Origin of the sequence: Roseovarius sp. D22-M7, from assembly GCF_037083785.1 — a bacterium.
GTDB lineage: Bacteria > Pseudomonadota > Alphaproteobacteria > Rhodobacterales > Rhodobacteraceae > Roseovarius.
The window spans coordinates 25,789-46,523 of the sequence record NZ_JBAPKY010000024.1 but is presented as its reverse complement, the minus strand read 5'-3'; the positions used below and the strand labels follow the sequence as shown (position 1 = coordinate 46,523).

22 protein-coding genes and 3 pseudogenes are annotated in these 20,735 nt (G+C 66.1%); 7 read left to right on the top strand and 18 right to left on the bottom strand.

Annotation, left to right across the window (positions count from 1 at the left end; genetic code table 11):
* Positions 1–5 precede the first annotated feature (5 nt).
* Positions 6–902, bottom strand: a complete 897-nt coding sequence (gene rpoH, locus V8324_RS12250) for an RNA polymerase sigma factor RpoH (RefSeq protein WP_336420212.1) — start codon at positions 900–902, stop codon at positions 6–8.
* A 125-nt stretch (positions 903–1,027) separates the two neighbouring features.
* On the bottom strand, positions 1,028–2,089 hold the full coding sequence (locus tag V8324_RS12245) for an RluA family pseudouridine synthase (protein WP_336420211.1): 1,062 nt from the start codon (positions 2,087–2,089) through the stop codon (positions 1,028–1,030).
* On the opposite strand from V8324_RS12245, the gene V8324_RS12240 reads away from it, so the two are divergent.
* From V8324_RS12240 to V8324_RS12230, 3 genes are all read left to right on the top strand, one after another.
* Positions 2,088–2,411: a DUF6476 family protein gene (locus V8324_RS12240; protein ID WP_336420210.1), complete on the top strand. Its 324-nt coding sequence runs from the start codon at positions 2,088–2,090 to the stop codon at positions 2,409–2,411. The two genes, V8324_RS12245 and V8324_RS12240, sit on opposite strands and share 2 nt — an antisense overlap.
* A gap of 276 nt (positions 2,412–2,687) precedes the next feature.
* Positions 2,688–3,044: a CidA/LrgA family protein gene (locus V8324_RS12235; RefSeq protein ID WP_336420209.1), complete on the top strand. Its 357-nt coding sequence runs from the start codon at positions 2,688–2,690 to the stop codon at positions 3,042–3,044.
* Positions 3,037–3,753, top strand: a complete 717-nt coding sequence (locus V8324_RS12230) for an LrgB family protein (protein WP_336420208.1) — start codon at positions 3,037–3,039, stop codon at positions 3,751–3,753. The genes V8324_RS12235 and V8324_RS12230 overlap by 8 nt, the downstream gene beginning before the upstream one ends.
* Positions 3,754–4,161: 408 nt before the next feature.
* Here the strand turns inward: V8324_RS12230 and V8324_RS12225 are convergent, their stop codons facing one another.
* The 4 genes and pseudogenes from V8324_RS12225 to V8324_RS12210 form a co-directional block, all read right to left on the bottom strand.
* A complete protein-coding gene (locus tag V8324_RS12225; protein WP_336420222.1) occupies positions 4,162–4,527 on the bottom strand; it encodes an amidohydrolase family protein in 366 nt (121 codons plus the stop codon).
* A 16-nt stretch (positions 4,528–4,543) separates the two neighbouring features.
* Positions 4,544–4,644: pseudogene (locus tag V8324_RS12220) on the bottom strand (ATP-binding protein); the annotation flags it as partial.
* 1 nt (position 4,645) lies between these two features.
* Positions 4,646–4,795, bottom strand: a pseudogene (locus tag V8324_RS22405) (Mu transposase domain-containing protein); the annotation flags it as partial.
* A gap of 143 nt (positions 4,796–4,938) precedes the next feature.
* Positions 4,939–5,547 carry a hypothetical protein gene (locus V8324_RS12210; protein ID WP_336420207.1) on the bottom strand — a complete coding sequence of 203 codons (609 nt, stop codon included), beginning with the start codon at positions 5,545–5,547 and terminating at the stop codon, positions 4,939–4,941.
* Between the two features lie 717 nt (positions 5,548–6,264).
* On the opposite strand from V8324_RS12210, the gene V8324_RS12205 reads away from it, so the two are divergent.
* Entirely contained in the window at positions 6,265–6,723 is a 459-nt protein-coding gene (locus V8324_RS12205) for a cupredoxin domain-containing protein (RefSeq protein WP_336420206.1), read from the top strand.
* Positions 6,724–6,866: 143 nt separating this feature from the next.
* Here V8324_RS12205 and V8324_RS12200 read toward each other — a convergent pair.
* Positions 6,867–6,956, bottom strand: a pseudogene (locus tag V8324_RS12200) (serine dehydratase beta chain); the annotation flags it as partial.
* Positions 6,957–7,077: 121 nt separating this feature from the next.
* Positions 7,078–7,770 carry a glutathione S-transferase family protein gene (locus V8324_RS12195; RefSeq protein ID WP_336420205.1) on the bottom strand — a complete coding sequence of 231 codons (693 nt, stop codon included), beginning with the start codon at positions 7,768–7,770 and terminating at the stop codon, positions 7,078–7,080.
* A 148-nt stretch (positions 7,771–7,918) separates the two neighbouring features.
* Here V8324_RS12195 and V8324_RS12190 point away from each other — a divergent pair, with 148 nt between their 5' ends.
* Positions 7,919–8,422, top strand: a complete 504-nt coding sequence (locus tag V8324_RS12190; protein WP_336420204.1) for a CoxG family protein — start codon at positions 7,919–7,921, stop codon at positions 8,420–8,422.
* Here V8324_RS12190 and V8324_RS12185 read toward each other — a convergent pair.
* The 6 genes from V8324_RS12185 to panB are packed head-to-tail and all read right to left on the bottom strand — an operon-like array spanning position 8,415 to position 12,949.
* A complete protein-coding gene (locus V8324_RS12185; protein WP_336420203.1) occupies positions 8,415–9,122 on the bottom strand; it encodes a uracil-DNA glycosylase in 708 nt (235 codons plus the stop codon). The two genes, V8324_RS12190 and V8324_RS12185, sit on opposite strands and share 8 nt — an antisense overlap.
* On the bottom strand, positions 9,119–10,033 hold the full coding sequence (gene truB / locus V8324_RS12180; RefSeq protein ID WP_336420202.1) for a tRNA pseudouridine(55) synthase TruB: 915 nt from the start codon (positions 10,031–10,033) through the stop codon (positions 9,119–9,121). Before truB ends, V8324_RS12185 begins: the two co-directional genes overlap by 4 nt.
* A 37-nt stretch (positions 10,034–10,070) precedes the next feature.
* Positions 10,071–10,823: a phosphodiester glycosidase family protein gene (locus V8324_RS12175; protein WP_336420201.1), complete on the bottom strand. Its 753-nt coding sequence runs from the start codon at positions 10,821–10,823 to the stop codon at positions 10,071–10,073.
* Positions 10,810–11,205: a 30S ribosome-binding factor RbfA gene (gene rbfA, locus V8324_RS12170; RefSeq protein WP_336420200.1), complete on the bottom strand. Its 396-nt coding sequence runs from the start codon at positions 11,203–11,205 to the stop codon at positions 10,810–10,812. Before rbfA ends, V8324_RS12175 begins: the two co-directional genes overlap by 14 nt.
* 59 nt (positions 11,206–11,264) lie before the next feature.
* Positions 11,265–12,125, bottom strand: a complete 861-nt coding sequence (panC, locus tag V8324_RS12165) for a pantoate--beta-alanine ligase (RefSeq protein ID WP_336420199.1) — start codon at positions 12,123–12,125, stop codon at positions 11,265–11,267.
* Positions 12,122–12,949, bottom strand: coding sequence for a 3-methyl-2-oxobutanoate hydroxymethyltransferase (panB, locus tag V8324_RS12160; protein WP_336420198.1), 828 nt, complete (start codon positions 12,947–12,949; stop codon positions 12,122–12,124). Before panB ends, panC begins: the two co-directional genes overlap by 4 nt.
* 197 nt (positions 12,950–13,146) lie before the next feature.
* Between panB and V8324_RS12155 the strand changes: the two genes are divergently transcribed.
* Complete coding sequence (locus V8324_RS12155; RefSeq protein ID WP_336420197.1) at positions 13,147–15,708, top strand: GcvT family protein; 2,562 nt, start codon at positions 13,147–13,149, stop codon at positions 15,706–15,708.
* Positions 15,709–15,720: 12 nt separating this feature from the next.
* Here V8324_RS12155 and V8324_RS12150 read toward each other — a convergent pair whose 3' ends face one another.
* Positions 15,721–16,485 (bottom strand): TIGR02186 family protein, encoded by a 765-nt coding sequence (locus V8324_RS12150; protein ID WP_336420196.1) that lies wholly within the window; start codon positions 16,483–16,485, stop codon positions 15,721–15,723.
* Positions 16,485–17,399, bottom strand: coding sequence for a sulfite exporter TauE/SafE family protein (locus V8324_RS12145; protein ID WP_336420195.1), 915 nt, complete (start codon positions 17,397–17,399; stop codon positions 16,485–16,487). The genes V8324_RS12150 and V8324_RS12145 overlap by 1 nt, the downstream gene beginning before the upstream one ends.
* Positions 17,400–17,554: 155 nt before the next feature.
* Here V8324_RS12145 and V8324_RS12140 point away from each other — a divergent pair, with 155 nt between their 5' ends.
* Positions 17,555–18,997 (top strand): aldehyde dehydrogenase family protein, encoded by a 1,443-nt coding sequence (locus V8324_RS12140; RefSeq protein ID WP_336420194.1) that lies wholly within the window; start codon positions 17,555–17,557, stop codon positions 18,995–18,997.
* Positions 18,998–19,001: 4 nt separating this feature from the next.
* On the opposite strand, the gene V8324_RS12135 is transcribed toward V8324_RS12140, so the two are convergent.
* Together V8324_RS12135 and V8324_RS12130 are read right to left on the bottom strand one after the other, a co-directional pair.
* Positions 19,002–19,646: a pseudouridine synthase gene (locus V8324_RS12135; RefSeq protein WP_336420221.1), complete on the bottom strand. Its 645-nt coding sequence runs from the start codon at positions 19,644–19,646 to the stop codon at positions 19,002–19,004.
* Between the two features lie 71 nt (positions 19,647–19,717).
* Positions 19,718–20,533 carry an MBL fold metallo-hydrolase gene (locus tag V8324_RS12130; RefSeq protein ID WP_336420193.1) on the bottom strand — a complete coding sequence of 272 codons (816 nt, stop codon included), beginning with the start codon at positions 20,531–20,533 and terminating at the stop codon, positions 19,718–19,720.
* Between the last annotated feature and the right edge of the window lie 202 nt (positions 20,534–20,735).

The following is a 20,735-nucleotide window of genomic DNA, read 5'->3' as shown; positions in this document are numbered from 1 at the left end:
ACCCGTCAGGCGGGCACCTGCATGCCCTTTTCCTGTGCCAATGTGCGCATCCGCTTCTGCAGCTTCTCGAAGGCGCGCACCTCGATCTGGCGGATGCGCTCGCGGCTGACATCGTATTGCGTGCTGAGATCTTCCAGCGTGATCGTCTCTTCGCTGAGACGACGCTGCGTCAGCACGTCCTTCTCGCGGTCGTTGAGCACGTCCATCGCCTGCATCAGCAATTCGTGCCGCTGCTGCAATTCGTCCTGCGCCTCGTAGGCGCCGGCCTGATCGGCGTGCTCGTCCTCGAGCCAGTCCTGCCATTGCATCGACCCCTCGCCCTCGGACCCGACAGAGGCGTTGAGCGAGGCGTCCGACCCGGCCATGCGCTGGTTCATGCTGATGACCTCGTCCTCGGTCACGCCCAGATCACGCGCGATCTGCTTGACCGCGTCGGGCCGCATGTCGCCATCCTCCAGCGCGCCGATGCGCGCCTTGGCCTTGCGCAGGTTGAAGAACAGCTTCTTCTGCGCGCTGGTCGTGCCTAGTTTCACCAGGCTCCACGAGCGCAGGATGTATTCCTGGATGCTGGCGCGGATCCACCACATCGCGTAGGTCGACAGGCGGAAGCCGCGCTCGGGGTCGAAGCGCTTGACCGCCTGCATCAGGCCCACATTCGCCTCGGAGATGACCTCGGCCTGCGGCAGGCCGTAGCCGCGATAGCCCATGGCGATCTTCGCCGCGAGACGCAGGTGGCTGGTGACCATCTTGTGCGCGGCCTCGGTATCCTGTTCCTCGGCCCAGCGTTTTGCCAGCATGTACTCTTCTTCCGGCTCCAGCAGGGGGAACTTGCGGATCTCCTGCATGTAGCGGTTCAGCCCGCCATCGGGTGTCGGTACGGGCAGGTTTTCATAATTGGCCATGTGTCTGTCCCTTTCCTCGTCTATCCGGTGTGCCGTGGACCCGGCTCGCGCGGCGCGTGTCCACGTTCTAGGGTCAATTCTTTAACGCATGAGGTAGCGCGTTCCGTCGCAATGTGGTGATTATGTCACAAATTCACGCGATCTTGCATGCCTGTCAGCGTCTCGCCGCGCAGGGCGGCCAACAAGCCGGCAAGATCGTCCGGAAGTGCCGCTTCAAGGCGCACGTCCTGCCCGGTGACGGGGTGCGTGAAGCCAAGGCTGGCGGCATGCAGCGCCTGCCGGCCAAAGCCGCGCGCCGCATCGATCGCCCCCGGTGTCAGCGCCTTTTGCGACAGCTTGCGCCGCCCGCCATAGACCGGATCGCCGATCAGGGCGTGCCCGGCATGCGCCATGTGCACCCGGATCTGGTGGGTCCGCCCGGTCTGCAACCGGCATTCCAGCAGCGCCGCCGCCGGTGGATGCCCGAAACGCTCGATGACCCGCGCCCGGGTGACCGCGTGCCGGCCGCCTTCAAACGTGACCGCCTGGCGCTGCCGGTCGGTTCGGTGACGCGCCAGCCCGGTGGTCAGGCACAGCACGCCACCCGGCTCGAACGCCGCCCCCCGCACCCCGCGCAAGCGCGGATCGCCGGGCTCGGGCACGCCATGCACCACGGCAAGATAGCTGCGCGCGACGCTGTGCGCCTCGAACTGCGCGGCAAGGCCGTGATGCGCGACATCGGTCTTGGCCACCACCAGCAGGCCGGTCGTGTCCTTGTCGATGCGGTGCACGATTCCAGGCCGGCGCGTACCGCCGACCCCCGAAAGGGTGTCACCGCAATGATGCAGCAGCGCGTTCACCAGCGTACCCCTCGGGCTGCCGGGCGCAGGATGCACGACCATGCCCGCGGACTTGTCGATGACGATCAGATGGGCGTCCTCGAAAACCACGTCCAGCGCGATCTCCTCGGCGCCGACATGGCTGTCCAGCGGCGCGGGCATATCGATCTCGACGAGGTCGCCGGCGGCGACGCGCGCCTTGGCGTCGCATGTCACCGCGCCGCCGACGCGCACCGCACCTTCGGCCAGCAGCCGCGCCAGCCGCGTGCGCGACAGCGCCGCGGCCTCTGGCACATCGCGCGCAAGCGCCTTATCAAGGCGCGCAGGCGGATCGTCCCCGATCCGGAAAGAAAGCGGGTCGTGACCCATGGATGACAGCCCCCCGCCGGTCGGCCCGGCGACCCTGAAGTTCCTTGCACGGCTGGTCACGGTGCTGACCGCCACGATGATCGTCGGCGTTCTAGTGATCGTCGGGCTGCTTGTCACGCGATTGCAGCGCGCCGGCCCGCCATCCCTCACCCTCCCGGCCGAGATCACCCTGCCCGACGACGCGACGGCGCGCGCCGTCACGATGGGTAGCGACTGGTACGCGGTGGTCACGACCCGCGACCGCATCCTGATCTTCGACCGCACCACCGGCGAGATCCGCCAGACCGTGCAGATCGCCCCGGCCGAAGAGCCGAGGGAATGATCCGCGTCTGCCGGCTTCACCGAGACACCGGCCGCCGAAGCCTTGGCCGCGATCCCGGAAGGGTGTCGCGGCGCATCACGGCTACGGCAAGGACCCGGGTTGATCCCTGCCCGGAGATGCACATGATGCCGATTGCCTTACTGCGACGCGCCCGTGTGTTAACTGAAGGTCGAGAGGAAAAGGTTTGAAAGTTTTCGACATGCTGCGTTGCGTCGACGGAAACGCCAAGCGCGGGTCGCGGTTCCCTGATGTGCCACCACCCGAAGGCGACATGACATGATCCGCAACATCACGATCCTGCTGGTGTTTCAGCTGCTTGGCGAGACGGTCGCACGCGGCGCGGCACTCGCGGTGCCCGGCCCGGTGATCGGGCTGGCGGCGCTGTTCGTCACGCTCCTCGTCGTGCCGGGATTGGCAGAACGCATGCGCGACACCGCCGACGGGTTGCTGGCGCATCTGTCATTGCTGTTCGTGCCGGCGGGCGTCGGCGTCACCGCGCATCTGACAACCTTCGCCGAGGCGGGTCTCGGGTTGGCCGCGGCGCTCGTGGGATCGACGGTGCTGGCGATCCTCGTAGCCGTGGGTGCATTCGTTGCGACCGCGAGACTGACCGGGGCGCACCGCGATGACTGACCCGTTCCGGCTGTGGTCCTATCTCGCGCAGGAGCCCTTGCTCTGGCTGACCGTGACGCTGATGGCCTATGTCATCGCGGACTGGGTCTCTGACAGGCTGGGCCGGCATCCGCTTGCCAATCCGGTGCTGATCGCGATTCTGATCATTGCCACCGTGCTGGCCGTCAGCGACACCCGATACGAGACCTATTTCGAGGGCGCGCAATTCGTGCATTTCATGCTCGGCCCGGCGACCGTGGCGATGGCGGTACCTCTGTACGCCAATCTCGGCCGGGTGAAGCGGGTGCTCGCGCCGATGGCCGTGGCGCTGGTCGCGGGGTCGCTGACCGCGATCCTCTCGGCGCTCGGGATCGCGTATGCGTTCGGGCTGCGCGGCGAGGCACTGCTGTCGCTCGCGCCCAAGTCGGCCACGGCACCTGTCGCGCTCGGCGTCTCCGAGGCGATCGGCGGCGAGCCGACGCTGACCGCCGTGCTGGTGATCCTGACCGGCATCACCGGCGCGATTGTCGCCACTCCGCTGCTGAACGCCCTGCGCATCGAGGACTGGCGTGCGCGGGGCTTCGCGGTCGGGCTCGCCGCGCATGGGATTGGCACGGCGCATGCCTTTCGGGTCAATTCCACAGCCGGGGCGTTTTCCGGCATCGGAATGGGGCTCAACGCGATCCTGACCGCGTTTCTCGCGCCGCTGGTGGTAACGCTCCTGCTGTGATGTTGCGAAAGGGGTTAGACGTGTTGGATAGTCTGGCCGAGTTGGTTGTTTGAATGACCGTCACGACTGTTCAAACCAGGTGCGGCATAAGTCTGGAGGCAACCTGGGTTGGACGGTCGCACACTTGGTATTTTACAGCGCAGCGTTCCACAAGAAGTGCGGAGAGCCTCCGTTCGTTTCGGTCACCACCAACGTTCGGAAGGGTGGCCTGAGCGGCTGGCCATTTCATCTTCCCACGTAGTGAATTGATTATCCTGTGTCCAACACACATCAGCCGCTTCCCGGTTTTCAGCGTCGGTGCCCAAAAACTCGGCATCGGATTGTCTCCTGAGCTAAACACGTTCAAGCCCGTACGCCAGTCATAAAACGGGCGTGCGAGTGGAAGTTCTTGAAAAATAGAAGCGCATCTCACTGGTAACAATGACCACTCATGCCGTCGCGATAATGACCGCTCATGCCATCCGCCAAGGCATGAAGCCCCCAATGCGCCGCATCGGGATTGCAGTTAAACGGCGTGCGTTCCAGCCGTGCCTTCTTCACGTCTCTCTCGGCTTCGAAGACGATGGTGTCTTCCTTGATCGCGGCCATGACCTGCAGGTCGGCAAGGGTTTCGGGGTCGACCACGATCGGGTGGTTCGACAGTAGGACGAAGTCGGCGAATTTGCCCACTTCGATGCTGCCTTTGCGGTCTTCCTCGAAATGCTGCCAGGCCGGCCAGAGCGTCATGGCCTTCAGCGCGGTCATCACATCGACGCGCTGATGCGGCCCGAGGATGACTCAGGAAGATCGTCTCGAAGAGCAGCGCGGCGGCGGTAGTGAAGCTGACGGACATTCCCTTCTGGCAGGCCGCAAGTCCGGGCCCAAGGCCACATGGGTTTTACCGGTTCCGCTGGCGGGCGATCACCTCGCCGCAACAGCAAATCCCAACCTGATCGACGGAGCCGCGAACCCAGACATCCTGACGGCCATAGGCGACCGGGACCGAGTAATCGTTGGTGTCATGCCGCAAAAGCGACTGCGAGCTGGCCGATGTCGTAAATTGATAGAGACGCCAATCATTGATCTCGCGATTGCTCGCGTCAAAGACCACTTCGCCCGCAGAGCTGCGCATCCGGCCCTCGTCCGAGCGACAGGGGGGTGTCAAAGGCTGACCGGGAACGTCTTGTCAGCCATCCAGCGGCAACCTCACTCCCCGGCCTTGATGCCTGAAAGGCCGGGTTGGGTGATCCGCATCCGCGACTCCTCCAGCCCGTCTTCAAAGCCTTCGGCATCGCCATAATCGACGAATTGGGCATAATAGGCATGATGCGCGCCGACGCGCGCCGCGTGTTTGATCGGGCACCAGAAGGCCTCTGTCCGTCCCGCCATCTCCTGAATGTAGCCGATCAGACCGTTGCAATAACCACAATAGACACAGTTCAGCTTTTGCAGCCAGTTGAGGTAGGCAAGATGGTGCCGGTCCACCCGGATGAAATCGGCGCGGCGCACCTTTTCGATCCCGTAAGCCGGAAAGCATACCGCCTGGTAGATCGTGGCAAACAGATCCAGCAGGGCGAATGGCAGAATGAGACTGTAGATCACCGGCGCGGTGATCACCGTCATCGGCCGTGTCCGGCGCAGGAAGGTCAGAAACCTGACGCGCATCTCTCGATGGCGTCGCCGCATGTCGGCCTCGAACACGACCTTGCCATTCTCGAAGCGGTATCGGAACGCCTGGCGGCGCGCCTCGAACTCTTGTTCCAGCTCGTCCTGCAGGTCGCGGATGCGCGTCAGCAGGTTATCGGTGGCTGTCATCTCGGGGCTCTCCGGTTTGGTGACGCTTGAGCAGCCTACGCCGCTTGACCGGAAAAGCAAACGCGCCGGGAAGCAGCCCGACGCGCCCCGTATCCCGAGCATGCGCGACCTCAGGCCCTGCCGTTGCGAGGCAGACCCGCAATTCGCGCGCCTGTAGCATTCTGCAAGCGCACGCAAGAAAATCTGTCGTCACTGCTGTTGGCGGCTCTCCTTCGCCACAACGCAGATCTGAACCTTTTCTGACGACAGTCCCATTCCCTCTCGCGGGTCGGGACCAGCTGAGATCAGACGTGGTCATCATACGGGCGCGGGACCCGAAGCCGACTGGCGTTTCGACGCAAGGGTGCAAACGTAATCGACAGCGCCTTGCCACTGCAGGAGCCGGGCGGATGCATGGGGATACATGAAACTGCTGGTCCTCCTTCCTCAGAGCTCTTTTAATCGCAGTCCTGTTTTCCGGATCCGTGATGGCAAAGGCTCAGGCGGATCACGTTCCGGCCGGGCACAAATGCTGCGAGGGTGTGTCGCCGATGTCGCCTCATGCTGATACCACGAGGCAAGCCGACCATCCTTCATCTGAGGGTACTGCGATCGGTTCCGCGAGCCGCACCAGTTTCGCGGCGGGCGTCATGCCGGCAACTGGATCGACACGCCGGCGCTCTTCAGCGACCCCATTTTTCGCATGCCTTGGACGGCGCAGCTTTTCAGGAGACCACGATGAATATCCGCGTCCCTGCATCCGCCCTGATCCTCGCCTCCAGCGCGGCCGGCTCGGGTGACCATGCCCACGGCGAGACCCCCGTCGGTCAGAGCGGCAGCGCGACCGACGGCGACCGTACCATCGAGATCCGCATGGTCGAGACTGACGAGGGCATGGGCCACGAGCCGTCCGAGTTCTCTGTCCAGGAGGGCGAGACACTCCGGATCTCGGTGAGAAACGCGGGCGAGCTCGAGCACGAGATCGTCCTGGGCGCCGAGCAGAGCAACCTCGCCCACAAGACGGAAATGGCCGGGATGGGCCAGATGAAACACGACGATCCCAACGCCCTGCGCCTCGATCCCGGAGCGGAAGGCGAGCTCGTCTGGACATTCTCCAATGCCGGCATCTTCCAGTTCGCCTGCCTCATTTCCGGCCACATGGAAGCCGGCATGCATGGCCCGATCACCGTCAACTGAAGACACTCCTCCCAAGGCAGCGCAGGCGGACGGTCGGCCAGCGCCCGCTACCGGGAAACACGACATGACCAAAGCACTCACCACTCGCCGCAAAGAGCTCGTCGGGGGCGCAGCCCCGGGCATCGCGGCGTTCCTGTCACCCCGGCGCCGCGCAGCCTGTCGACGCATCGCGCGGTGGCGACCATCGGCCCCATCGTGTGCGAAAAGCACGGAACGATGCCAACCTTGAACATGTCGAAGACGGAAACAAACCTGTGCGCGCGCTCCCTGCTCGCGGATCTTGTGCCGTGTAGCTGAAAACGGCGCTTGTCCGAAAGCGATGCGTCAGACGCGGCTCACCGCCACGTTAGAGGATCAGAGCGCGGCACCCTCGGGCGGATCGGCGGGGCGCGGTCCGGTAAAGGGGCGCGGCCCCAGCCCCTCGGCGGAGATCGCGGCGTGCGCGGCGCGGCTCGCTTCGAGTCGCCCGAGCATCGCGAAAAGCCGCGGCCAGCGATCCGCCCGGAAATCGCCGACCCTCCCTTGCGGGTAAAGCGCGCGCCAACGCATCAGGCAGGCGAGGTAGGGGTCGAGCAGCGTGGCGTGATCGGCACCGAAACAAGGCGCCGCACGGGTCTCGATCATGTCGAGCCCCTCGGCGAACCGCGCCTGCATCGCCGCGCGCAGGCGATCCTGTGCGTGGCCGTCGTCGCCGACATACTGGTCGGGATAGAAGGTCATCCGCAGCGTCGGGTGCAGGGTATTGGACAGGACGAACAACCATTTCAGGAAATCGCCGCGCGCGGGGTCATCGGCGGCGGGCGCCCCGCCATGGCGGTCCGCCAGCCAAAGAAGGATCGCGCCGGTCTCGAAGATCGCGCCGTCCCGGGTCTCGAGCACCGGGATCAGCCCATTGGGGTTGAGCGCGAGATAGGCGGGCGATTTCTGCGCCCGGGCGCGGCGATCCACCAGCACGGCCTCGAACGGCACGCCCAGATCCTCCAGCGCCAGCCGGATGACCAGCGAGGCGTTGTCTGGCGCGTAATGCAGCTTGTAGAATGTCGGCATCGCCCTGCCCCTTTCGCCATTCCAAGTCTTTATGACGCGCGACGGGCGGCATGCCAAGGACGCGCGGATCTCCGACTTGTGGCTCTCTTGGCGGGGTGCCGCGTCTGGGGTAGTCTCGCCCTCAGGGACAGGGAGAGGAACCAGACCGATGAAGATGAGCGACACCCGCGAGATCAAGGCCGACCGCGCGACCGTCTGGGCGGCGCTGCTCAGCCCCGAGGTGCTGAAGGAATGCGTGCCCGGCGCGCAGGAGGTGACCGGCACGCCAGAGGACGGCTTCGAGGCCACCGTCACGCAGAAGGTCGGCCCGGTGAAGGCCACGTTCAACGGCACTGTGACGCTGACCGAGATGATCGAGCCCGAAAGCCTGACGCTGAGCGGCGAGGGCAAGGGCGGGGCTGCGGGCTATGCCAAGGGCTCGGCCGATGTGCGGCTGGAAGAGTCCGGGACCGGCACGACGCTGAGCTACGATGTCGAGGCGCGCGTCGGCGGCAAGCTGGCGCAGCTTGGCAGCCGCATCGTCGACGGCTTTGCCAAGCGTATGGCCGACCAGTTCTTCACCCGCCTGCAGGAGGTGATCGACGGCCCATCGGAAGACGACCCCGAACCCGAAGCGGAAAAGAAGGGCTGGTTGAAGCGGCTGATCAGTTGATCGCGGACACCAGGCCGCGCAGCCCCGCCCGGAACTTCGACGCGCCGCCATTGGCGGGGTGCCGAAGGGTGGGCAGATCGGGGGCGAGCGGGCGCAGGTGATCACGGGCGGTATTGCCGATGCAGATCACGCGGGCTGCAGGGAACCGAGATTGCAGATCCGCGAGGATATCGAGATGGGCCGCGACGTCGCCGGGTAACGGCGTCCGGTTGGTGAGGGGGGCGCCGGGCCGATGCGGGTGGAACGGGAACACGTTCCACAACACCACACAATCCGTCAGGCCAAGAGCCACGAGCTCGCGCCAGACGATCGACGCGGTCGGCTCGGAAAAGCCTTGGGCTTTTTCCGGCTTGTTGCGCCCCGTGTCCGGGTGGCTGGTGCGCATGCCCTCCATGGCGGGTCCGAACACGACCTCTGCCGGCACGCCGGGCTTGTGCCCCAGCAGTGTGCGTTCGCAGGTCATCGCGATGCCGGAAAACCGCGCGCCCTGGTATCCCGGCGCCTCGGCCACCAGCATCAGCCGGGCACTATCCTCGCGGCGGGCGAGGTAGGCCGCGAGCTGCCGGCGACGGATCTGGGGCGCCTCGGGGCCGATATCCACGCCGGGCAGATGAACCGTGTAGGGGTTAACGCATCCCGGTGGCGCCGCGGTCGACGCGAGCCTGTCGATGAAGGCGTCGATACGGCCCGCCCCTGTCATGAAACGGACAGGTTGAACACCCGGCTGGGATGCAGCGTGCCGGCCTTGTAGCGGCCCACGGCGACCGCGCGCCCGCCCATCGCCGCCCAGCATTCGTCGCCATATTCGACGTCGGTGGCGATCACCATGCCGGGATTGCCGTTGCGCAGCCGGGCCACGCCCTCGGGCGGGACGGTGACCATCGGCAGATCGACGAGACCGTCCTCGAGCGGGCGCAGATGCGCGTCGAGATCCGGGGTATGGGCCAGCGCGTCGATGGTGTCGATGCCGATCGCGTCCTCGGCCTCGAACGGGCCCGACCACGTGCGCCGCAGCGCCGTGACATGCCCGTGACAGCCCAGCATCTCGCCGAGATCGCGGGCGATGGCGCGCACGTAGCCGCCCTTGCCGCAAACCATCTCCAGCACCGCCGTGTCGGGATCGGGGCGATCGACCAGCAGCAGTTCCTCGACCCAGAGGGGTCTTGCGGCGACCTCGAATGTCTCGCCCTCGCGCGCCAGCTTGTAGGCCCGCTCGCCGTCGATCTTGACGGCGGAATATTGCGGCGGCACCTGCATGATATCGCCGACGAACGCCCCGAGCGCGTCCTTGATCTCGGCATCGGTGGGGCGGGAGTCGCTTGCCGCGGTCACCTCGCCCTCGGCATCGTCGGTATTGGTGGCCTGCCCCAGCCGCACGGTGAAGACATAGGCCTTGAGCGCGTCAGTGATATAGGGAACCGTCTTGGTGGCCTCGCCGAGGGCGATGGCGAGCAGCCCGGTCGCGTCCGGATCCAGCGTGCCGGCATGGCCGGCCTTGCGGGCCTGCAATGCCCATTTGACCTTGTTGACCACGGCGGTCGAGGTCATGCCCGCGGGCTTGTCCACGATCAGCCATCCCGAGACGTCGCGCCCCTTGCGTCTGCGTGCCATGTGCGGCCTTCATGTTGCTGCGGATCAGGCCGCAGGGCTAGTCCAGCGCCGCATCGGCGTCAACCACAACCCCCACAATGGGGCCCAGCGGAAAGCCCTGATCGCTGCGACCCAAGGCCGGCGCGTGCAACCGCGAGACGTTGCCGTCAAAGTAGAGCGCCTGCGCGGCGCCGAGATGATCGCGGAAGACGCGCCCGAAGCGGTGAAAATTGACCGGCGCGTCCGAGATCACGAACCACGCGCGATCCCCGTCCGCCGAGGTGCCGACGCCGTTGCGCACGTAGCGGCTGTCGCTGTCTTCCAGGAACCGCGGATGCAGCGCGCCGTCGATCACCAGCATCGGGCCCGACTGGGTGGCATCGCGGCATGGGGGCGGGTCGTCGGCGTAGCGCAGGGTCTCGATAACCTCCGCGCGGCCATCCCGCACGCAGAAGACCCCGTTCGGCAGAAGGCCGAAATTGCCCGGCCCGGCGCGCGTCACCAATCGCGCGACTTGCTGCCCGGCCTCGACGTAAAGACCCACCGGTCGGCGGTCGACGTGATACATGCCCGCATTCATCGCGAAGGCCAGGCGCGCGCCGTCGCGCTCGAGCATGCGGTCGATACTCTCAAAGCTGCCCAGCAGCTTGCCTGTGTCGGGATGATTCAGGAAGAGGCGCAGGTCGTCGCGGGCGGGATCGACGGTGCAGACGGTATATCCATGCCCCGCGATGCGCGTTTCTTCGCACTCGGCCGCCGCCGCCCCCGCGATCACGCCGAAGAGCAGGGCCGCAACGCTAGTCTTCCACATCCCGGCGGACTTCTTCCTGTTCGAAAAGGCGGCGGGTTTCCTCGATCCGGTCGAAGGTCTCGTCGAGGCGGAACCGCAGGTCGGGGGTGAATTTCAGCCCCGCCTTGCGCCCGATGACGCGGCGCAATTCGGACTTGTTGCGCGCGAGGATCTCGATCAGGTCCTCCTGCCCGTCCCCGCCCAACGGCATGACGAAGGCGGTGGCGATCTTGAGATCGGGCGAGGTGCGAACCTCGCCCACGGTCACCGACATGCGCACGAGGTCCGGGTCATGGATATCGCCGCGCATGAGCACGTCCGACAGGGTGCGCCGGATCAGTTCGCCGACGCGCAACTGGCGTTGCGTGGGGCCGGATCCGCCGTGATGCTTGTTCTTGGCCATGGGAATCATCTACGCCTTCGCCCGCGCCATTCCAAGGATGGATTTGCGGTCCCGTCCCGTCAAAGCGCGACCTGGTCGTTGACCGCGATATTGTCGATCAGCCGGACCCCCGCCAGACGCGCCGCCGCGAACAGCCGCGCGGGACGGTCGGGGGTGTCGAGGCGCGCGAGGTTCTCCTGCCCGCGCAGGTCGAGGTAATCGACCCAGGTGAAGCCGGCCGTCTCGAGCCGGGCGCGGCCGCGTGTGGCGAGCGTCTCGAGATCGCCACCCTGGCGCAGCCCCTCGGCGATCCGCTCCATCTCGGTGAAGAGGGCGGGGGCACGGGTGCGCGCGCGATCCGACAGAAGAAGGTTGCGCGACGCCAGCGCGAGGCCGTCGATGTCGCGGATCGTCGGGCAGCCATGCACGGTGACAGGCAGGTCGAGATCGCGGGTCATGCGACGCACCACCAGAAGCTGCTGGTAATCCTTTTCGCCGAAGAACGCGTCCGTGGCGGCCGTCTGTGTGAACAGCTTGGTCACCACCGTCGCCACCCCGTCGAAATGGCCGGGCCGGTGCGCGCCCTCCATCACGTCCGTCAGTCCGGCAACCGACACGGTCGTGGCGAAATGCGGCGGATACATCCGCTCGGCCTCCGGCACCCACAGCGCATCGACGTCGAAGCGCGCGAGCTTGCGCGCATCCTCGACCTCGGTGCGGGGATAGTTCTTCAGGTCGTCGGGATTGTTGAACTGCTTTGGGTTGACAAAGATCGTCACGATCACCCGGTCGCAGCGCGCCTTGGCCGCGGCGACCAGAGACAGGTGCCCGTCATGCAGCGCCCCCATCGTGGGCACCACGCCGATGGTCTCGCCGGCGCGGATGAAGGGCCGGGTGAGGTCGCGCAGATCGCCCAGATTGCGCAGGATCGGGGCGGTCATGCCCCGGGCGCCTTCTCGGCGAAAAGATGCTCGGACGCGGGAAAGCGGCGCGCGCGCACGTCCTCGGCATAGGCGGCGATCGCCGCCTCGCCCGTCTGCCCGAGCTGCGCGTAGCGCTTGACGAATTTCGGCCTGAAGTCGGTGAACATTCCCAGCATGTCGTCGACCACGAGGATCTGCCCGTCACAGCCCGGCGAGGCGCCGATGCCGATGGTGGGCGCGGCGATCTCGGCGGTGATCCGGTCGGCCAGCGGGGCCGTGATCTTTTCCAGAACGACCGCGAACGCCCCGGCCTCGTCCACGGCGCGCGCATCCGCGACCAGCGCCTCGGCCGCATCCCCGCGGCCCTGCACCTTGTAACCGCCAAGCGTATTGAGTGATTGCGGCGTCAGCCCGACATGCGCCATCACCGGCACACCGCGCGCCACGAGAAACGCGATGGTGTCTGCCATGTGCCGCCCGCCTTCCAGCTTGACCGCCGCCGCGCCCGTTTCGGCCATCAGGTGGGCGGCGTTGCGAAAGGCGTGCGCCGTGCTTTCCTCGTAGCTGCCGAAGGGCATGTCCACGACCATCATCGCCCGGCTAAGCCCGCGGGACACGGCGCGCCCGTGCATCACCATCATCTCCATCGTCACGCCCAGCGTCGAGGGCAGACCGTGCAGCACCATCCCCACGCTGTCGCCGACCAGCGCGAAATCGCAATGCGCATCCATCATCCGCGCCATCGGGGTGGTGTAGGCGGTCAGGCTGACGATCGGTGTGCCGCCCTTCATCGCCCGGATATCCCCAGGCATGGGGGCGGTTTTCTGGGCCGTGGCACTCATGGCGTGGGTTCCCGTCGCGGCTGTGTCGGCCCGGGTGCTATCAAGGTCGGGTGCGGAAATCCACCGGTCTGTGACATCGGACCGACGGATCGGGGGGGCGCGCGTCGCTTTCGGACAGCGTTGTGTCGGATGGGCTGCGACGGATTTCACAGGTTTGCTAGAAATGCCCCAAGAGCATTCCAAGGGAGTCGCACGCCATGAAAACCGAAGTCAAAGCCCTCGTCATCGGCGGCGGTGCGGTCGGCACCTCCATCGCCTATCACCTCGCCCGCGCCGGCTGGCAGGACGTGATGCTGCTGGAACGCGACGAGCTGACCTCCGGCTCGACATGGCACGCGGCCGGGCTGCTGCCGCTGTTCAACATGTCCTTCGCCACCACCCATATCCACAAGTACTCGGTCGATTTCTACAAGACGCTGGAGGCCGAGACCGGCCTCAATGCCGGCTTCGCGGTGGTGGGCAACCTGCGTCTCGCGCAGACGCGGGCGCGCATGGACGAATACATGCTTTACGCCTCGACCGCCGAGACCTGCGGCGTGGACTACACCTGGATGACCCCCGACGAGATCAAGGCCCGCTGGCCGCTCATCAACACAGAGGATTTGCAGGGCGCAATCTACCACGAGACCGACGGCTACATTAACCCCGCCGATGTCACGCAGGCGATGGCCAAGGGCGCACGCCAGCGCGGCGTGATGATAGAGCGCAAGTGGCAGGCCGACGCCTTCCACTGGACGGGAGACGCGTGGGAGGTCACCTGCACGAAGATGGTCGAAAAGGGCGGCAATCTCGTGCCCTCCGACGAGCAGATCGTGATCACCGCCGAACACGTGGTCACGGCGTCGGGCAACCATGCGCAGACCACGGCCGCCAAGCTGGGGATCAAGATCCCCGCCGTGCCGGTCGAGCATCAGTTCATCGTGATGGACAAGGATCCCGCGCTGGTGGATTTCCGCGCCAAGGGCGGGCCCGAGCATCCGGTGATCCGCGACGCCGATGCGCAAAGCTACGTGCGCGAGGAACGCGGCGGCTGGATCCTGGGCGTCTACGAGAAGACCGCGCCGGCCTGTTTCGAATACGGCGTGCCCGACAGCTTCCGCGCCGATCTTTTCCCGCTCGATCTGGAACGGATCGAGGATCAGTACATGGCGATGATCCACCGCATCCCGTCCTGCGAGGAGTCAGGGCTGAAGGACGACTATAACGGCCCGATCTGCTACACGCCCGACGGCAACCCGCTCGTCGGCCCCGCGCCGGGGCTTCGCAACATGTGGCTGGCCGAGGGGTTCTCGTTCGGCATCACCGCCGCGGGCGGCACCGGGTATTACCTCGCGCAGACGATGGTGAATGGCGAGGCCGAGATCGACATGGCGTCGCTTGACCCCAAGCGGTTCTCGTCGAACTGGATGACTACCGAGTTCGCGGCGCGCAAGAACGAAGAGGCATATGACCACGTCTACGTCCTGCACCACCCCGACGAAGAACGCCCCGCGGCGCGGCCCTTGCGGACCTCGCCGGCCTATGACCGGCAGAAGGCGCGCGGCGCGCAGTTCGGCTGGGTGAATGGCTGGGAGCGGCCCAATTACTTCGGGCCCCTCGAGGCGTCGGCGAGCTTCGATCACGACGCGCGCAGCTTCCGCCGCGGCGGCTGGTGGCCCTACGCCGTCGCCGAGGCCAAAGCGATCCGCGAAAGCGTCGGCCTGATCGACGCCACCGCGTTCACCAAGCACATGGTCAAGGGGCCGGGGGCGACCGCGTTTCTCGACTGGTTCACCTGCAACACGCTGCCTCGGGTGGGCCGCATCAATCTTACCTACGCGCTGACCGATCACGGCACCACCCGCACCGAATACACCATCCAGCGCGTGGCCGAGCACGAGTATTACCTTATCTCCTCCGGTGGCTGGACCGAGTATGACGGCGATTACCTGCGCAAGGCCGCCGCCGACAAGGCACCCGAACTGGGCTATATCGAGATCCGGGACGTGACCACGCAATGGGGCGTCTTCGCCATCGCCGGGCCGAAATCGCGCGATGTTCTGAACGCGGTGATCCGCGACGCCGATCCGGCGACGGCCCTGTCGAACAAGCGCTTCCCGTGGCTGTCGGCACGGCGGATCGAACTGGGAATGTGCCCCGTCAACGCCATCCGCGTCGCCTATACCGGAGAGTTGGGATGGGAGTTGCATCACCCGATCGAGATGCAGAACTACCTCTTCGACCTGCTGGAGAAGGCCGGCGCGCCGCACGGGATGAAGCTTGTCGGCGCACGCGCGCAGAACTGGCTGCGGCAGGAGAAATCCTACCGCGCCTTCGGGCACGAGCTGGGCCGCGACGGCACCCCGATCGAGGCCGATCTGCCGCGCTTCGTCGATACGCACAAGGACTTCCGCGGCAAGGCGGCGATGCTCGACACCGGCATCCGCATGAAATGCTGCACTCTGCTGATCGACGGGCCCGACGATGCCGACCCGTGGGGGCGCGAGGCGCTCTATGCCGCGGATGGCACCCGCGTGGGGCGCCTGACCTCGGGCGGGTACTCGGTCGTGTTCGGACAGTCCATCGGTATGGGCTACGTCACCCCCGACCAGGCAGTCGAGGGCACGCGATTGCAGGTGAAGATGTTCGACCGGCTCTGGGACGCCGTGGTCACCTGCGACAGCCCCTATGATCCGAAGAACGCGGCGCTGCGTAAGGATGCGACCGCCCCGGCATCGGGCGCGGCCCCGGCGCCCCGGCCGGAGCACGAGACCGCCTGACCCGCCCGGCGATCAGCCGCGCCGCAGGACCTGGAACGCCGCCGAGGCGCTCCAGCCGGCGGCGATGGCGATGGCCAGCGACATCAGCCCGTAAAGCATCGGCTGTTCGCGCGACAGCGTGAACAGCCAGCGTTCCAGCCCGACCTTGCGCACGTCGATTGCGGTCTCATATTGCGACACCACCCGCCCCTCGCGGGTCAGGAAGATTCGCGTCTGGTAGGCGCCCTCGGTCAGGTTCGCGGGCATGCTGATCGCGGTGCGGAACAGCGTCTGCTGGTCGATCGCCACCGCGCCCTCTCGCATCTGGTAGGCGTCCGCGTCGCGCTTGATGCGGATCAGCGCCTCGATGAAGGCCTCTGAATCCTCGACCATGGTGGCCGCGCCGACCGACCGGATGGCGCGCGCGATCGACACCCGGTGGCGCAGATCCTCGGTATCCGACATGACCGCGTCCAGCGGGCCGGTCGTGGCCACCGCGTAGAAACTGGGCGCGGCATCCAGATCGACCATGTCGGTATTCACCCAGATGCCGAATTCGCGCGACTTGCGCCGCACGGTGACCGGCTGCAATGGCCCCGAGACGGTGATCACCACGTCGAGCGGCGTTTCCGGGATCGCGCTCTCGCGCTTGACCGCGCCGAAAATCAGGATGTCGGAGCCCTCGAAGGTCGCGGTGATCGCCACCTGGTCGCGCGACAGGCCCAGCACCACTTCCTCGTCCTGAGCGTGCAGCGGGACCGCGGTCAGCACCATCAGCAGGGCGAGACACCAGCGCATCAATGCCCCCCGTCCGTGCCGAGGGAATAAAGCTCTGGCGGCTGAACCAGCAGGTCGAAGGCCAGCTTGCCACAGACCGCCAGCACCATGATCGCCAGCAAGATGCGCAGCTGTTCGGCCTTCATCCGGGTGCCGATGGTGGTGCCGAACTGCGCCCCGATCACGCCGCCCACCAGCAGCAGCACGGCCAGCGCGACATCGACGGTGTAATTCGTCGTGGCATGCAGCATCGTGGTGAACGCCGTCACGAAGATGATCTGGAACAGTGACGTGCCGACCACCACCTTCGTCGGCATGCCCAGCAGGTAGATCATCGCCGGAACCATGATGAAGCCGCCGCCGACCCCCATGATCGCCGCCAGGATGCCGACGCTGACCCCGACCAGCAGCGGCGGGATGATCGAGATGTAAAGCCCGGATGTGCGGAACCGCATCTTGAAGGGCAGCCCGTGCACCCAGCCATGCTTGCGGCGCCGCGCCGGCACACCGCGCCTCGTGTTGCGGATGGCGCGCAGGCTTTCGTTGAACATCATCCCGCCGACCACGCCGAGAAACACGACATAGCACAGCTTGACCAGCAGATCGACCTGACCCTGCGCCTTGAGGTAGTTGAATACCACAACGCCCAGGGCCGCCCCCACCAGCCCGCCGATCAGCAGCACCGTGCCCATCCGCAGATCCACGGTCTTGCGCCGCAGATGCGCGAGGACCCCGGAAAACGACGAGGCGACGATCTGGTTGGCCTCGGTGGCGACGGCGACGGCCGGCGGGATGCCGATGAAGAACAGAAGCGGTGTCATCAAGAAGCCGCCGCCGACCCCGAACATGCCCGACAGCACGCCCACGAGCCCCCCAAGCCCCAGAAGCAGGAAGGCGTTGACCGAAACCTCGGCAATGGGAAGATAGATCTGCATGAGTATGATTAGCCTCATGTGCGCGCTTTATGCAAGATCGCGGTCGGCATTCGGGGCATGAGATGGTGCGGGCGCCACGGAGACGCGGCGATCTGCACGCTTGCAGCCACGCCCCCCCGCTGCCACATTTACGCCAAATCCAAGGAGGATAGTCCATGATCGAAAAGACAGAGTTCTACATCGACGGCGCATGGAAGGCCCCGCGCGACGGCCGCGCGCATCAGGTCATCAACCCGTCCACCGAAGAGCCATGTGCAACCATCTCGCTGGGCGGCCAGGCCGATACCGACGCGGCCGTGGCCGCCGCGCGCGCCGCGTTTCCGGGCTGGATGGCCACCCCGGTCGAGGACCGGATCGCCCATGTCGAGAAGATCCTCGAGGTCTACAAGTCCCGCGGCGAGGATCTTGCACAGGCGATCAGCGAGGAGATGGGCGCGCCCATCCATCTCGCCCGGCAATCCCAAGTCGGCGCCGGCATCTTCCACATCACCAATTTCCTGAAAGCCGCGCGGGAATTCGAATTTGACGAGCCGCTTGGCGATCAGGCCCCCAACGACCGGATCATCCACGAGCCGGTGGGCGTCGTCGGCATGATCACGCCGTGGAACTGGCCGATGAACCAGATCACGCTGAAGGTGATCGCCGGGCTGGTCGCGGGCTGCACCATGGTGCTGAAACCCAGCGAGGAATCGCCGCTCAACGCGGTGGTCTTCGCCGAGATCCTGCACGAGGCGGGGCTGCCCAAGGGCGTGTTCAACCTCGTCAACGGCGACGGGCCGGGCGTCGGCAGCCAGATCTCGGCGCATCCCGATATCGACATGGTCAGTTTCACCGGCTCGGCGCGCGCCGGACGGCTGATCGCCAAATCCGCCGCCGACACGCTCAAGCGGGTCAGCCTCGAGCTGGGCGGCAAGGGCGCCAACCTCATCTTCGCCGATGCCGACGAAAAAGCCGTGAAGCGGGGCGTGATGGCCTGCATGAACAATACCGGCCAGTCCTGCAACGCGCCCACCCGCATGCTGGTGCAGCGCGAAAGATATGACAGCGCCGTCGACGAGGCCGCCGAGATCGCGTCGTCGATCAAGGTCGGCCCGGCGCATGAGGACGGCCGCCATATCGGCCCGGTGGTCAACGCGGTGCAGTTCGAAAAGGTGCAGGACCTGATCCAGACCGGTATCGACGAGGGCGCGCGCCTTGTCGCCGGCGGCATCGGGCGGCCCGAAGGCTTCAACAAGGGCTATTTCGTACGCCCCACCGTGTTTGCCGACGTGACCAACGACATGACCATCGCGCGCGAAGAGATCTTCGGCCCGGTCCTGTCGATCATTCCTTTCGAGTCCGAGGAAGAAGGCCTCGGGATCGCCAATGACACGCCCTACGGGCTGACCAATTACGTGCAGACCGGCGATCCGGCGCGGGCCAACCGGATGGCACGGGGTCTGCGCTCGGGCATGGTCGAGATGAACGGACAGTCGCGCGGCGCCGGCGCCCCCTTTGGCGGCATGAAGCAGTCAGGCTACGGACGTGAAGGCGGCAAATGGGGCATCGAGGATTTCCTCGAAGTCAAGGCTGTCTCGGGCTGGACACCGGGCGCCTGAAGACTCAGAACGGGGCCTTGGCGCGAAACTTCACGCCTGCGCCGCCATCGGGATGGCGCAGGCGCAATTCCTCGGAATGCAGCATCAGGCGCGGGTGATCGTGCGCCGCCCCGGTGGCATATAGCGGATCGCCAAGGATCGGATGGCCGAGGACCAGCATGTGCACCCGCAATTGATGGCTGCGCCCCGTTTTCGGCAAGAGCCGCACGCGGCTTTCCTCGGCGGTCTGACGCAGCACGCGCCATTCCGTCAGGGCCGCGCGCCCGGTCTCGTGGCAGACCTTCTGCAGCGGCCGGTTCGGCCAATCCACCGTCAGCGGCAGATCCACGGTGCCGGTCCTGGGTGCGAGTTCGCCGGCCACCCGCGCGACATAGCTTTTCTTCGCCTGGCGTTTCTCGAATTGCAGCCCGAGATGGCGCTGCGCATGCGGCGTGAGCGCGAATATCATCACCCCCGACGTGTCCCGGTCCAGCCGGTGCACCAGCAGGGCGGTCGGAAACGCCTCCTGCACGCGCGACAGCAGGCAATCGGACAGATGCGCGCCCTTGCCCGGCACGCTGAGCAGGCCCGCGGGTTTGCAGACCACGAGGATCTCGTGATCGTCATGCAGGATCTCGGGCGGCGCGTCGGGCGGTGCGTAATCGGACATGGCCGCGCGATACACGACCGCGCGGGTCAAGGCCACCATCCCCGATACACCACCTCAGCAGGGCCACGACCCTATTCGTTGGCCCGCAGGCGGGCGGGGCGCAGCACCTTGATCGTCGGGCGATCGGGCAGGTTGCGCAGCGAAACCTCGATCTCGCTGGTGCCGGGCCGCTCTATGGCGAACTCGCCCTCCATCCCGGCGAGGAAACGCTCCAGCGTGCGATCGGTGAACCAGTGCATCGGGATCACGATGCTGGCCTTCATCCGCCGCAAAACGTCCATCATGGCGTCCACGGACATCGTGAAGCCCCCATCGACCGGCGCCATCACCACGTCCATCCGCCCAAGCGCCGCGTACTGGTCGTCCGACGGCTCGTGATGCAGGTGCCCCAAATGCGCGATGCACAGCCCCTCGGCCTCGAACACGAAGATCGAATTGCCCTTCGGCTCCACCCCGCCGCCCGATCGGATATCGGTCGACACGTTGCGCACCAGCATGTCGCCCAGATCGACGTGATGCTCGACCCCCTGCCCGAATTCCGCGCCCCAGCCGCGCAGGACATGCGGGATCGCCGGGTCGGGATTCGCGGTCCAGTGGGTGGAATGCGCGTGGTTCATGGTCACGATATCGGGGATGAAATCGGCGGTGCCGAGAAACCCGGTGAAATCCGTCACCGCCGACAGATCCCCCGCCTGAATGAGAAACGAGGCATGCGCGACATAGCGGATGCGCACGGTGTAGTCGGGCAGCGGATCGCGAAACGACGCCTGGTGGACATAATCCAGCCCGGGCGCGGCTTCGGCGAGGGCGATGCAATGGCTCGGCCGGCGATCCTGCGCGAGAGCGGGCGCGGCGAGCATCAGGATGAACAGGGCAAGTCGAATCATCGGCGGTCCTCCATCTGGTGAGGCACAAGATAGCACGATTCCTGCGCGCGCCAGTTCCCGCGAAATTTTCAGTGCGAAACCGGGCCACCCTGCGCAAGAAAAAGGCATTGGCCGTCGGCAAGCACCCCGGAGCGCGGCGCAGCGCGATCCTCTTTTTCTCGCCGTCCACGCCTTGTGCGGTCACCTGCCAGAGCACATTTAA